General features: G+C 53.1%; 12 protein-coding genes, 1 riboswitch and 1 other annotated feature. Of the genes, 4 read left to right on the top strand and 8 right to left on the bottom strand.

Translation table 11 applies throughout. The annotated features are described in order from the left end of the window. Positions 1–45 precede the first annotated feature (45 nt). A complete protein-coding gene (locus EVJ29_RS02045) occupies positions 46–1,323 on the top strand; it encodes an NAD(P)/FAD-dependent oxidoreductase (protein ID WP_131504683.1) in 1,278 nt (425 codons plus the stop codon). A gap of 310 nt (positions 1,324–1,633) precedes the next feature. Here the strand turns inward: EVJ29_RS02045 and EVJ29_RS02040 are convergent, their stop codons facing one another. From EVJ29_RS02040 to EVJ29_RS02020, 5 genes are all read right to left on the bottom strand, one after another. Beyond that, the gene (locus EVJ29_RS02040) at positions 1,634–2,143 is read right to left on the bottom strand and encodes a hypothetical protein (protein ID WP_131441468.1); all 510 of its coding nucleotides are present in this window, start codon (positions 2,141–2,143) and stop codon (positions 1,634–1,636) included. Between the two features lie 14 nt (positions 2,144–2,157). Further along, on the bottom strand, positions 2,158–3,240 hold the full coding sequence (locus EVJ29_RS02035) for a hypothetical protein (RefSeq protein ID WP_131504682.1): 1,083 nt from the start codon (positions 3,238–3,240) through the stop codon (positions 2,158–2,160). A gap of 117 nt (positions 3,241–3,357) precedes the next feature. Beyond that, entirely contained in the window at positions 3,358–5,760 is a 2,403-nt protein-coding gene (gene leuS / locus EVJ29_RS02030) for a leucine--tRNA ligase (protein WP_131504681.1), read from the bottom strand. 42 nt (positions 5,761–5,802) lie between these two features. Further along, positions 5,803–6,020, bottom strand: a binding site (T-box leader). Positions 6,021–6,077: 57 nt separating this feature from the next. Further along, positions 6,078–6,824, bottom strand: a complete 747-nt coding sequence (locus EVJ29_RS02025) for a bacteriorhodopsin-like (RefSeq protein WP_131490422.1) — start codon at positions 6,822–6,824, stop codon at positions 6,078–6,080. Between the two features lie 131 nt (positions 6,825–6,955). Then, positions 6,956–8,137, bottom strand: a complete 1,182-nt coding sequence (locus EVJ29_RS02020) for an MDR family MFS transporter (RefSeq protein WP_131504680.1) — start codon at positions 8,135–8,137, stop codon at positions 6,956–6,958. 176 nt (positions 8,138–8,313) lie between these two features. Between EVJ29_RS02020 and EVJ29_RS02015 the strand changes: the two genes are divergently transcribed. Together EVJ29_RS02015 and EVJ29_RS02010 are read left to right on the top strand one after the other, a co-directional pair. Continuing rightward, on the top strand, positions 8,314–9,291 hold the full coding sequence (locus EVJ29_RS02015) for a TIGR01212 family radical SAM protein (protein WP_131504679.1): 978 nt from the start codon (positions 8,314–8,316) through the stop codon (positions 9,289–9,291). Then, the gene (locus EVJ29_RS02010) at positions 9,245–9,814 is read left to right on the top strand and encodes a tRNA (mnm(5)s(2)U34)-methyltransferase (protein WP_131504678.1); all 570 of its coding nucleotides are present in this window, start codon (positions 9,245–9,247) and stop codon (positions 9,812–9,814) included. Before EVJ29_RS02015 ends, EVJ29_RS02010 begins: the two co-directional genes overlap by 47 nt. 31 nt (positions 9,815–9,845) lie before the next feature. Here the strand turns inward: EVJ29_RS02010 and EVJ29_RS02005 are convergent, their stop codons facing one another. Next, positions 9,846–10,562: an alpha/beta hydrolase gene (locus tag EVJ29_RS02005; RefSeq protein WP_070329405.1), complete on the bottom strand. Its 717-nt coding sequence runs from the start codon at positions 10,560–10,562 to the stop codon at positions 9,846–9,848. Positions 10,563–10,651: 89 nt separating this feature from the next. Continuing rightward, positions 10,652–11,122, bottom strand: a complete 471-nt coding sequence (locus EVJ29_RS02000) for a GNAT family N-acetyltransferase (protein ID WP_071397869.1) — start codon at positions 11,120–11,122, stop codon at positions 10,652–10,654. 164 nt (positions 11,123–11,286) lie between these two features. On the opposite strand from EVJ29_RS02000, the gene EVJ29_RS01995 reads away from it, so the two are divergent. After that, entirely contained in the window at positions 11,287–11,784 is a 498-nt protein-coding gene (locus EVJ29_RS01995) for a YtxH domain-containing protein (protein WP_131504677.1), read from the top strand. Positions 11,785–11,824: 40 nt separating this feature from the next. On the opposite strand, the gene metK is transcribed toward EVJ29_RS01995, so the two are convergent. Then, positions 11,825–13,033: a methionine adenosyltransferase gene (gene metK / locus EVJ29_RS01990; protein WP_070329402.1), complete on the bottom strand. Its 1,209-nt coding sequence runs from the start codon at positions 13,031–13,033 to the stop codon at positions 11,825–11,827. Between the two features lie 131 nt (positions 13,034–13,164). Continuing rightward, positions 13,165–13,284: riboswitch (SAM riboswitch) on the bottom strand. Positions 13,285–13,520: the final 236 nt, after the last annotated feature.

Below are 13,520 nucleotides of genomic sequence, written 5' to 3'. Positions count from 1 at the left end.
TACGATAATTTTACTAGTCGATTTGAAACAGAAACGAGGGATACTATGATGAAAGATGTCATCGTCATCGGAGGAGGCCCAAGCGGCCTGATGGCGACCTATGCCGCCGCAAAAGCCGGAGCGAACACGCTCCTGATTGATAAAGGTTCTAAACTCGGACGCAAACTCGCCATTTCCGGCGGAGGACGTTGCAACGTCACGAACCGTAAACCGGTCGACGAGTTGATTCAGTTCATCCCTGGGAACGGCCGCTTTTTGTACAGCGCCCTTGCCCAGTTCGATAACCAGTCCATCATCGATTTGTTCACGGGCTTCGGCATCCCGTTGAAAGAAGAAGACAACGGCCGGATGTTCCCGGTGACGGACAAGGCCCAGGACGTCGTCAACACGCTCCTCCGGGCGATTGATTCGCTCGGGGTCGAGATTCGGAAGAACGCGAAAGTGAAAACGCTCCATTTTAATGAAGTAAATGAGTTCGAGGCGGTCGAGCTAGAGGACGGGGAACGAATCGAGGCCAAGGCTTGCGTCATCGCCGTCGGCGGTCAATCCGTCCCCCACACCGGCTCGACAGGCGACGGTTACCCGTGGGCCGAGAAAGCGGGTCACACGATCACCGAGCTGTTCCCGACCGAGGTACCCATCCTCTTGAACGATTCGTTCATCGGGACGAAACAGTTGCAAGGGCTATCGCTTCGGGACGTCGCACTCACCGTGCACGGTAAAAAAGGCAAGCCGATCAAAACGCACCGCGGCGACATGATCTTCACCCACTTCGGTATCTCGGGTCCGATCGCACTCAGATGCAGTCAATATACGATCAAAGAACGCAAGCGCAGCAAAGAACGGGTCGTCGCCCTGTCACTCGACTTGTTCCCAGACATGGCGCGCGACGAGCTCGTTCAAGAGTTGTGGAACCAAGTGCAAGCCCAACCGAAACGTGCCGTCAAAAACGTCTGGAAAGGGTTCATTCCGGAACGGATGCTCGACCTTCTCTTGGCTGAACTCGCTTTCGGCGAAGAGGACGCGAGCCAGTTGAAACGACAATCGGTCATCGATTTCGCGACGCGTCTCAAGACGTTCGAACTGCACGCGACAGGTACGCTCGACTTCGACAAGGCGTTCGTCACGGGCGGCGGTGTCTCGGTCAAAGAGATCGCCCCACAGACGATGATGTCAAAGAAGGCAGACGGTTTGTTCTTCGCCGGCGAGGTGCTCGACATTCACGGATACACGGGCGGCTATAACATTACGGCCGCTTTCACGACCGGCCACTGCGCCGGGTCACATGCGGCGGAATTCTCCACACTCGAGCCTGCAACGTAAAGAGAGCGTGGACTAACAGGAGTGATATCGCTCGTCCTATCGGCGCCCACGCTTTCCGCAGGCAATCCCGGAGCCGCATCGCGACAAACGTCGCTGCTGGGTCTCCGGCGGATTGCTTTCCTGCAGGAGTCGGGGCGCCGTCTGACGAGCAACGTAAACGGTCGACATCGGTCTACTGCGGACTCGACTTCAATTTTATGTTAGGCAGAGCGCCTTAAGGCCATCGAACATAAAAAAAGATGAACCAGATCGCTGTTTACGATTTGGTTCATCAACAATCTGAGAGCGTGGTCCTAGTGACCACGCTCTCTTATTTTTCTGCCATTTGGCGACGGACCTCAGCCTCGAGTTCCGGCTCAGGTGGCATCCACCCTTCAGGCTTCATGACTTTATTGTCTGACGCGCGCAGGATCGGCAATCCGTCCGGGCCGAGTTTCGCCATGTTGGCACGCTGGACGATTTCAAACAGCGGCACCGGGTCGAGCCCGAGCTCGACGAAACTCCCCATCACGAAATAGAGTGCGTCCGTGAGCGCGTCCCCTTGACCGACGAGCCGGTCGACGTCGTTCGTCGGCGGCGCTTCTTGGAGCGATTTGTGCACGGCTTTCTCAAACCCTTGTTGGAACGTCGCGACGGCTTGCAAAAACTCGTCTTCCGTCCGGGCTGACTGGTGCAAAAATTCGACGACCGCTTCTTCTGCCGTCCAGACCGACCGTTTCACGGCCCGGTCAAGTTCGAGCGGGCTCGGCACGCTTGCTTCCGGGTGACCGAACGTTTCGTGAAACTGACGTACTTCTTCATAAAAATAACGTTTACTCATTTGATCCGCTCCTATCAGTCGACCGAGACGAACGCGTCAAGATCGAACACGTCTGGTCGTACGATTGCAAAAATTTCATTGTCTTGCAGGAACATGCCGGTCGAACCGTAGACGCGAGGCGTCACCATTTGACCGTTCATCGTCCCTTCGCCTGGGTTGATCGTGTATAACACGAGTTCTTCCGAATCGAGGACGTAAATCCGTCCTTGCCGTTCGACAAGACCGACCCCACGGAACTTCTCAAACTTCTGTTGAATCGAGGCGCTCATCCCTTCCGTCGTGAGTGGCTTGCGTGATTCAATCGTCCACTCCGTCAACGGTTCGACGTCTTCTGTTTCTTCTGTTTGAAGTGCCTCATCTTCCGGAGAGACAGCATCCGTCTCGATCGTTTCTTCAGCCGATTGGGTCGGTTCATCCGTTGCTGGTTCGGCTTCCTCATCCGGTGTCGCTTCGGCTTCCTCCGGCGTTTCCGCCTTCATAATCCGTTCTTGAACGTAGATGAGTTCGATATCCGGCGCCGCTGCCGTGCGGTTCATGATGATGAGCCGTTCCGTCTCTTGGTCGTACCCGAGCCCAAACAGCCGATCGGTCGAAACAAGCCCGCCGATTGCTTTTCGTTCGCGCTCCATCCAACGTCCTTCTTCTCGCTCGATCGTCACGATGACACCGGTCGATGTGACGGCATAAATTTTATCTTCTGCAATCATACGCATCCCGATAAAGTCACCGAGCGGGAACGATTGATTCTTGGTCTCGAGCTTGAGTGAAGCGTTCACTCGATTCGCGTTTCCGCTCACTTCAAAGAAGTCGTTGTCTTTCGTCAAGACCAAATAAGCCCCGATCGTGTCGCTATAGTAAACCTCGTCAATATTCTGTATTTGTTCGAGCGCATCGGTCGTATCGATGTCTTCTTCGTCTGGCGAGGCCTCGACCGGAGGCATCGACGTCGCTTGATGACTCGTTTGAATCTCAATCTTTTCAAATGTCGCAGCGATTTGGCTTTGAATGTCTTCGTCTGAAAAAACGAACACGTAACAAAGAATCACGCCGACCACGACCGCAAACAACGTCGTGTACAGTACGTAAGATCGTTTCATGGACGCTTAGTCCCCTTTATATTCAGTGTCGCCCTTTAGTGTAACAAAACCGCCTCAAAAAGAAAACGGCATCCCCAAAAAGAAAGGAACGTGTGACAATGTCACACATTCCTTAACTTATCCTACGACGATGTTAACGAGTTTACCTGGGACGACGATCACTTTACGGACCGTTTTTCTTTCAGTGAACTCTTGTACACGCTCGTTCGCGAGTGCCTCCGCCTCAAGTGCTTCTTTTGAAGCGTCGCGCGTCACGTGCATCTTCGCCCGAAGCTTACCGTTCACTTGGATGACGACCTCGATCGTATCGCTGACGAGTTTCGACTCGTCGAACGTCGGCCACGCCGCATACGTCAACTCTTCTGCCATCCCGAGACGCTCCCACAACTCTTCAGCCAAGTGTGGTGCGACCGGAGCGAGCATCTTGATGAAGTTGACCATCTCTTGCTTCGGTAACGTGTCTTGCTTGTACGCTTCGTTGATGAAGACCATGAGTTGCGAGATCGCTGTATTGAAGCGAAGTGCCTCATAATCTTCCGTCACTTTTTTCACAGTCTGATGGTACGTGCGCTCAAAGTCGCCCGTCGCAGCGACGTCTTCGAGTTTCGCTTGTTCGAACAAACGCCAGACACGGTCGAGGAAGCGACGTGCCCCGTCAAGGCCGTTTGTCGACCACGCGATGGCCGCATCAAGCGGTCCCATGAACATCTCATAGAGACGAAGCGTGTCGGCACCGTGTGATTTGACGATATCGTCCGGGTTGACGACGTTGCCTTTTGATTTCGACATCTTCTCGTTGTTCTCACCGAGAATCATACCTTGGTTGTAGAGCTTTTGGAAAGGCTCGTTCGTCGGGACGATCCCGATGTCGTAGAGCACTTTGTGCCAGAAACGCGCGTAGAGCAAGTGTAGGACCGCGTGCTCCGTCCCACCGACGTACAAGTCGACCGGGAGCCAGCGCTTCAACTTCTCAGGATCGGCGATCATGTCTTCGTTATGCGGATCGATGTAGCGGATGTAGTACCAGCAACTGCCGGCCCATTGCGGCATCGTGTTAGTCTCACGACGACCCTTCTCACCCGTCACCGGGTCTGTGTACGTCAACCACTCGTCTGCGTTCGCGAGTGGTGACTCGCCTGTGCCTGACGGCTTGATCTCATCGATGATCGGAAGTTCGAGCGGAAGCTCTTCGATCGATACCGTCTTGAGCGTCCCGTCTTCCATATGAACGATCGGGATCGGCTCGCCCCAATAGCGTTGACGGCTGAACAACCAGTCACGGAGACGATACGTCGTCTTCGCCCGGCCCGTGCCGGCAAGTTCGAGTTCTTCGATGATTTTGGCGATGGCATCGACTTTATTGAGACCGTCGAGCGCTCCTGAGTTCACATGTTCACCGTCTTCCGTGTAAGCCGCCTCATCCAAGTTACCGCCTTTGACGACTTCGCGGATTGGGAGGTCAAACGTCTTCGCGAACTCATAGTCTCGCTCATCGTGGCCCGGTACGGCCATGACCGCACCCGTGCCGTACGTCGACAAGACATAGTCAGCGATCCAGATCGGAAGTTTTTCCCCGTTGACCGGGTTGACCGCGTAAGCGCCCGTGAAGACACCCGTCTTCTCTTTGGCGAGATCGGTCCGTTCGAGGTCGGTCTTCTTCGAGACTTCTTCCGCGTACGCTTCGACCGCGACGAGTTGTTCCGGCGTCGCAATCGCTTTGACGAACGGGTGCTCCGGCGCGAGTGTGACGTACGTCGCTCCGTAAAGAGTATCAGGCCGCGTCGTGAACACGGTAACGACTTTATCGTGCCCGTCGACTTTAAAGTCGACTTCGGCGCCGACCGATTTTCCGATCCAGTTGCGTTGCATCTCTTTGACGCTCTCTGGCCAGTCGAGTGTTTCTAAATCATCAAGCAACCGCTCGGCGTAATGTGTAATGCGGAGCACCCACTGTTTCATCGGGACGCGGTAGACCGGGTGGTTCCCACGCTCAGACAATCCGTCGATGACTTCCTCGTTAGCGAGTACCGTACCGAGGGCCGGACACCAGTTGACCGCCACTTCGTCGACGTAGGCGAGGCCACGCTCATAGAGCTGCGTGAAGATCCATTGCGTCCACTTGTAGTATTTCGGGTCGGTCGTGCTGATCTCACGGTCCCAGTCGTACGAGAAGCCGAGGTCTTTCAACTGACGGCGGAACGTCCCGATGTTACGCTCCGTGAACTCCCGCGGGTCGTTCCCTGTGTCGAGGGCGTACTGTTCGGCCGGAAGACCGAACGCGTCCCAACCGATCGGGTGAAGGACGTTATAGCCTTGCATCCGTTTCATACGGGCGATGATATCTGTCGCCGTATAACCTTCCGGGTGACCGACGTGAAGTCCGGCTCCTGACGGGTAAGGGAACATGTCGAGGACGTAGAAACATTCCTTGTCCGGGTCTTCCGTCGTCCGGAATGAATCTTTCTCTTCCCAACGCTTTTGCCATTTCGGCTCGATGTCTTGATGTTTAAAATAGCTCAAATTTCTTCCTCCTCTGCATAATAAAAAGCCCTCCGCCCCGGTAAATGGGACGAAAGGCTTGAAAGCTCTCCGCGGTACCACCCATGTTGCATGTCTGCCACTTGAGACGCCGGTAACGAGGCGTAACTTCGGTTCACCCTACTTTTAGTTCAGGCGAACAGCTCCAAGGCGAGTTCTCGCGGTCCATATACCGGTTTACACCAACCACCGGCTCTCTAAAATATCGACCCTACGATACTATTCCTTATCAACGCAATTTTTATCTCACCTCTTCATTCTAGCGCAAGATAAAAATCTACGTCAATGTGAACTTACAATCACGTTTTAATTTGTTTGAGCGTCGAGATCGTTTTCACTGCGAAGAAAGCGATCAATCCGAATCCGACCTTGTTGACCAAGTCGGCGACGTTGTAGATGAGCTCACGCACTAACTGAACCTCTACCCCAGTCGCGAACAGCGTGACCGCGTAACCGATCGGGTAAATCGCCCAACCGATCAAGATGAACAGGCGCATGTTGAGCAGCGCTTTCCGGATCGGTGCCGGCGACGATTCCGCCGCTTTCGTGACACTCGTGAACAGCAAGTAGATGATATAGATCCATGCTAAACAGCCGACTAGATAGCCCCACAATCCAAGTTGCGTGAAGCCGCCGTTCAAGTTGATCGATGATTCACCAAGATATCCCGAGACGATCATAATAATGTCGGCGACGATCAATTTCGTCAGCAGTCCCGACTTCATCTTCCCCTTTAAATTGAGGAGAAGCGGGAACTTCACGAGCAAGAGCGGTGTCGTCACGAGCCAATCGATATAACGAATCTCGGTTGGAAAACCTGTGATCTCAGACAACAGTCCCGAATCACCAACGGCGTCCTTCATGAAATAGTAATGAATGGCAGCGACAAACGTTACCAAGGCAGCGACCGTGGCGACAGAACGATATTCCGGGTCAAGGCTGTTTCGTTCCACTAAAAAATAGAGCGTCGCGGCGGCCATTCCGACAAATCCGACCCAAAACATGTATTGGGTCGCGAGCACGAGTAAATTGACTTCTTCGTTCATGGTGTACATCCCCTCATCGGCTAGAAACAGGAAACGACGGAACGATTATGTGAAAGGATCCTTTACCTAGATTTTAAATGAGATTGCAACATCGCATGCGAATTGAATACGCGGTCGATGTGCAATTCGAATCAAGTTTGACGATTCAACGAACTGATTTTCATAAAGAAGAACAGCGCTGTGATAATGAGTAGAAGCAGCAATCCAAACACAGCGTTCATCCCGAGTAAATCGAACGTGAGTCCTGAGAGCGTCGGTCCAATCATCCGTCCGACCGACGCGGCGATGTTGACGAGTCCTTGGAACTGTCCGGCTTTACCTGGAGGTGCAAGTTTTGCGGCGATCGTCGGAACGGCCGGCCAGATGAACATCTCACCGATCGTCATGACGATCATCGCGACCATGAACATCGTAAATCCTCCCGCGAACGGGACGATGATGAAAGCAGCGAGGAAGATGATGGCACCGACGACGAGTTGGCGCTTCAAATCGTCTTCAAAGTAGCGCAGCGCCCGGTTGAGGAGCGGTTGGGCGAACACGATCAACGCTCCGTTGACCGTCCACAGCAATGAGTATTGGCTAATCGTCACACCGAGGTCTTTCGAATGGACGGCGATCGTTCCTTGCCACTGGACGTAGACGAACCAGAGTGCGGCATAACCGATGGCGACAAACCACATCGATTTCATCGTCGCGCCAGAGAGCGTCGTCGCCGCGGCCTCGAGCTGAGACTGGACGATTGGACGACCCGGGTTTTTCAAGTAACGCAGGCCGAACAACAGCACAACGACGAAAAGGACCGACAAGAAGAAGTTCGCATAGAAGATCCACTCGATGTTGATACGCGCGATCTGACCGCTCATCGCCGTCCCGAGGGCGACACCGACGTTTTGGGCGACGTAGATCGCGTTGAACGAGCGTCGACCGCCTTCAGGCCAGATCAAACCGGCAAACGCGTACACGGTCGGAAAGACGAGCCCACCCGAGAATCCGATCAAACCGAGCCAAGCCAAATACCCGAAGAACGTGGCATGAAACAATAAGAAGCCGAGCGAGCTCGCGAGCAACAGCCCGACCGAGATGACAAGCGTCCGCTTCCCGCCGATGCGGTCGAATAACGTCCCGCCGATATAGTTACCAGCGATCGCGAGCGCTGAGTTGACGAGCAGCGCAATACCTGCGAGCGTCATCGACTCGCCTAAATATCCATTAATGTAGAGTGTGTTAAATGGCCATAAAAAAGACGCCGCCGTTGTGTTGAGCGCCATCGCAATGACTAGAATCCATACCGAAATCGGCATTTTATTGTTCATACCCGTTACTCCTTTCATTCCTTTAAACGATAAAAAATCCGGCACGACGGCCGAATCTGTGATGAGTCCTTCTCCAAGCTAACGGAACGCTACATAACTGTCAAGAAAATTTACTTATTATGAAGTAAAGCAAGCTCCACCTTGTGATAGCATGAGCAAGGAAGGAGAGGATAGCATTGAATAATCCGTTTGGCCAAGCTAGATTCCACAAATTAAATGAAGCGTATCGTCGCGAATTCGGCGAGAAAGTGTTCAAAGTCCCGCTCGATGGCGGCTTCACGTGTCCGAACCGCGACGGCCTCGTCTCAAAAGGCGGCTGCACGTTCTGTTCGGATGACGGCAGCGGCGATTTTGCCGGCAACGCCTGTGATCCGATCCCGGTCCAGTTCGCCGAGGGCACGGCCCGTCTGCATCGGAAATGGAAGCAGGCGTCGTATATCGCCTACTTCCAAGCGTTCAGCAACACGTACGCACCCGTAGAGCGCTTGCGCGAGCTGTTCGAACCGGCACTCGCAGAAGAAGGCGTCGTCGGACTCGCGATCGCGACACGACCCGACTGTCTGCCAGACGACGTCGTCGACTATCTCGCTGAGTTGAACGAGCGGACGTCGCTCACGGTCGAACTCGGCCTGCAGACGATCCATGATTCAACCGCGAAAAAGATTAACCGGGGCCACGACTATAAGACGTTCCTCGACGGTCTCGCGAAACTGCGGAGCCGGAACATTTCCGTCTGTGTCCATATCATCAACGGGCTTCCCGGTGAAACGCCAGACATGATGCTCGACACGGCCCGAGAAGTTGCTAAAATGGATATACAAGGAATCAAGATCCATTTGCTCCACGTCTTAAAACAGACGCCGCTCGCCAGACAATACGAGTTGGGGCTGCTCGAACTCATGGACGAGACGACATACGTCTCGCTCGTCTGCGATCAGCTCGAGTACTTACCGCCTGAAATCGTGATTCATCGATTAACGGGCGACGGTCCACCCGACTTATTGATCGGACCGACGTGGAGCCGGCACAAAATGGCCGTCTTGAACGCTATCAACGCCGAGTTGGAACGTCGTGATTCCTTCCAAGGAAAAAAGAAGGATGAGATCTATGGGATTAATGAGAGTTTTACCGTTCGCGAAGCATCTGTTAAGTGAACACGTTACAGACGGTGCCGTCGCCATCGATATGACGGCCGGCAACGGACACGATACATTGTTTCTAGCAGAACGAGTCGGCAGCGGCCACGTCTACGCGTTTGACGTCCAAGAGGCGGCAGTCAAGGCGACGACAGACCGCATCACCGCCGCCAATCTGCTTGATCGTGTCTCGGTCGTCCACGACAGCCACGACACGGTCAAGGCGGTCGTCGCGGATGAAACCCGTCCGATTACGGCGGCCGTCTTCAATCTCGGCTACTTGCCTGGGAGCGACAAGTCGATCACAACGACCGGCAACACGACGATCGACGCCCTCGAGCAATTGCTCGACGTGATGGCCGTCGGCGGTGTCATCGTCGTCGTCATCTACCACGGCCATGAGAGCGGGAAAGTCGAGCGGGACGAGGTGCTCACGTACGTCGAGTCACTCGACCAAAAACGAGCCGGCGTTCTCCGTTACGGTTTCGTCAACCAAATCAATCATCCGCCATTCATCGTGGCGATCGAAAAACGGGCATGAAAACAGGCGACTCACGCGAGTCGCCTGTTATTTATTCCCGAATCAATTCATAAAACGTTAACAGCGTCTCCGCGAACTTCGTGTTCAACCGTTCATAGCCAAAGTGCGGGAACCCTTCGAGTCGACGGATGTAGACTTGGTCGCCGCCGATTTTGCGGCAGACGTTCAACGTCAGCTTCACGTCGGCGAAACGATCGTCCGGCGCGTAGAAGCAAGCGAGCGGTAAGCGAGGTAAATGTTTCTTCTCCTCTTGATGCTCGACGATCTCTTCTTCGATTTCGCGGTACTGCGCGTATGTGATCTCGCCGAAACGAGATGACTCTTCCCCACCACCGGTGAACGTCATCATACTGAGCGGCAAATCGGGGCGGAACCGGTCGACCGCACTGGCGACGACTTGTTTGAGCCCGCCGATTTGGCGGGACGAATGCCAATCAAAGAGCGGGGAGATGTATGTCAAACTCCCGAGCGGCACGTCGTACTCTTGCAGGAGGCGGTTCGTCAAGAGCGCCCCGAGACTGAAGGCGATGACGTGAATTGGTAGTTTGGACTGACTCGCTTCCCGTAGCGTGTTCTTGATCAGCTGTTTATGGTCTTCTGCCGTTAGTCCGACCGTCTGTCCGGTCACGACGAGCACCTCATAGTCGACACTGAGTCGCTGCAAAAATGCTTCGCTGAGTCGGGACGTGAACTGCAACGGGTAAACGATCACGATGACCCCTTTTCGTGATTCTTCTTCATATGTCATGCTGTCACCTCATTATTAGTATGTCTCATCAATTCTAACAAAAAACATCAGCCGCTGACTGATGTTTGAAAGAAAATCCGTCTGGAGTCTTAGCGTGGGTCGTAACGCAAATGGATGAGCTCCATCGGTTGATCGTACACTTCTTCTTGAATTCGGTTCAGTTCGGTGAACGCTTGGTGGCTTAAGAACGCGATCGCCTGCTCGTTCGAACTCTCGACGTACAGCTCGATCGGCTGCGCTTTCCGCTCTTGGAGATGCGTCAGCAGTTCTGCCCCAAGTCCTTGGCGATGGTGAGCCGGATGAAGATAGAGACGAAGCACTTCCCACGTATCACCGCGGTCGATCGCATGGTAAAACCCGATAACGTCTCCTTCGGCCTCACCGACGATGAACAACTGTTCTTTCGCTTCTTCACTCGAACCGATGGCCCGGACGATCTCTTCTTGTTGATAGGCGCGCTCCATCACCTTAGACCGAACGTCATCTGTCACACTGATGGTCGCAAGTGCGATATCTCGAATCGTGGCGGCATCTTCTGGTACGGCTTCCCGCATCTTCATAACAGCTTCCCCCTTTTGGCCAATCTAGTACTATCATTCCCCATCACGTAAAAAATATCCTGCCCTTCTATTACTTTTTCGTGTCGAAATCAAGCAGAACGTTATTTTCTATTTTAACTAGGGTATATGAGTACCAATGCCAACTTACAAAGGAGTGTTTAGACATGGAACCAACATTACAAGACGATCCGCACGCAGCTAACGCTAACAACCCGAATCGCCAATTCGACCAAACCAACTCGGGTGGTCCTAGAATCAACGTCGTGACCGGAATGCTTCTCGGTGCGCTCGTCGGCGGTCTGATCGCCCTACTTAGCTCGTCGAACCGTGAGACGACGAAACAGTCACTCACGAATGCGAAGTCGTCTGTCGGCGGTCTCGTCGACACGATCAAAGAAGATCCGGCCGGTAAAGCGTCTCAAGTCATCGAGCAAGTGAAATCGGCTTCAGGTATGATTCAAGAAGTGTCGACCGATGTGCAAAACGTCTATGAAAAAGTTGTCGGTGAAGTCGACACGGTCAAACAAGACGTGAACAAAGTCGTCGAGACGGCCCAGGAAGCAAAATCAGATTTGCAAGATATTGGCGAGAAAGTCGTCGAGGCGAAAGATACGGCACTTGGCAACGAGAACGCAACAAACGAAAATAAACCACAAGCATAATAAAAAACGACCTTTCTCGCGAAAGGTCGTTTTTTATTGCTTATGCGAAACGTTTTGCGCCTTCTTCAAGCACTGCCGCTTTGTCCGTCTGCTCCCATGGGAGTTCAACGTCTGTGCGACCAAAGTGTCCGTAAGCTGCTGTCTGTCTGTAGATCGGGCGACGAAGGTCGAGCATCTTGATGATGCCGGCCGGACGAAGGTCGAAGTTCTCACGAATGAGTTCAACGAGTTCAGTCTCGCTCAATTTACCAGTGCCGAACGTGTCCACCGCGATTGAAACCGGGTGTGCGACACCGATCGCGTATGCAAGTTGAACTTCCGCTTTGTCAGCAAGTCCAGCTGCCACGAGGTTTTTCGCCACGTAGCGGGCCGCGTATGCTGCCGAACGGTCAACTTTGGTAGGATCTTTACCTGAGAACGCACCACCGCCGTGGCGAGCGTATCCACCGTATGTGTCGACGATGATTTTACGTCCTGTGAGACCTGCATCACCTTGTGGTCCACCGATGACGAAACGGCCAGTCGGGTTGATGAAGTATTTTGTCTCGGCGTCGATGAGTTCAGCCGGGATGACTGCTTCGATCACGTGTTCTTTAAGGTCCGCTTGGATCTGCTCGAGCGTGATGTCTTCTGCGTGTTGCGTCGAGATGACGATCGTATCGATACGGACCGGGTTGTTGTCTTGGTCGTATTCGACAGTTACTTGCGTCTTACCGTCTGGACGAAGGTAAGTGAGCGTTCCGTTTTTGCGGACTTCTGCCAAGCGACGTGACAATTTGTGAGCGAGTGAGATCGGGAGCGGCATGAGTTCAGGTGTCTCGTTCGTTGCATAACCGAACATGAGGCCTTGGTCACCGGCACCGATCGCATCGATTTCTTCGTCAGTCATTTGACCTTCACGAGCTTCGAGCGCTTGGTCGACACCGAGTGCGATGTCTGCCGACTGCTCGTCGATTGCTGTGAGTACAGCACAAGTCTCAGCGTCAAAACCATATTTGGCGCGCGTGTAGCCGATCTCACGAACAGTTTCACGTACAACTTTCGGGATATCCACGTAAGTCGATGTCGTGATTTCACCAGCTACGAGCACGAGACCTGTCGTGACAGACGTCTCAGCCGCAACGCGGGCGTTTGGATCTTCAGCCAAAATTGCATCCAAAATCGCATCTGAGATTTGGTCACAAATTTTATCCGGATGTCCTTCAGTGACGGACTCCGAAGTGAAAAGTCGACGGTTCAAGTTTGACATTTCGAAAAACCTCCTATTAATAAGGGTGATGTGTGGACGGTACTCGTTCCCCTTACGCGTTGCTTTGGGACGGTAATGAAAAAAACCTTTCGCCACGTTCAATGGGAAAGGTTGAATCGTTCTTCCTTACCCTCTTATCGTTCGAAGCTGTCGCTTCGCTTCAGGATAGCACCTTTTCCGAAAAAGACTACAGGATCGGACGGTTGCTGGGCTTCGTAGGGCCTTGTTCCCTCCACCGCTCAGAATAAGAGTATCCGTTACGAACACCATCATATAAATGCCATACCGTTCTGTCAAGCGTATCCGCTTAATTTGTAAATTTCTTCGTAATCACGGAAATCATTTATGTTTGTGAAATATCAAACATTTTTTTGACGGTTTCCGTTTTTTCACTCCCCGCTTATACAGAATATGTTAGAATGTCTTTGTAAGAAAGCGCTTACTTTAAAGGGTAAAGAAATGCTTGTTTTTGATTAGTGTGTCACAT

The sequence above is a fragment of the Exiguobacterium sp. SH4S7 genome, assembly GCF_004336795.1.
GTDB classification, from domain to species: Bacteria; Bacillota; Bacilli; order Exiguobacteriales; family Exiguobacteriaceae; genus Exiguobacterium; species Exiguobacterium aurantiacum_A.
Note: the sequence above shows the minus strand (reverse complement) of the source record. Positions and strands in the feature narration are given on the sequence as shown.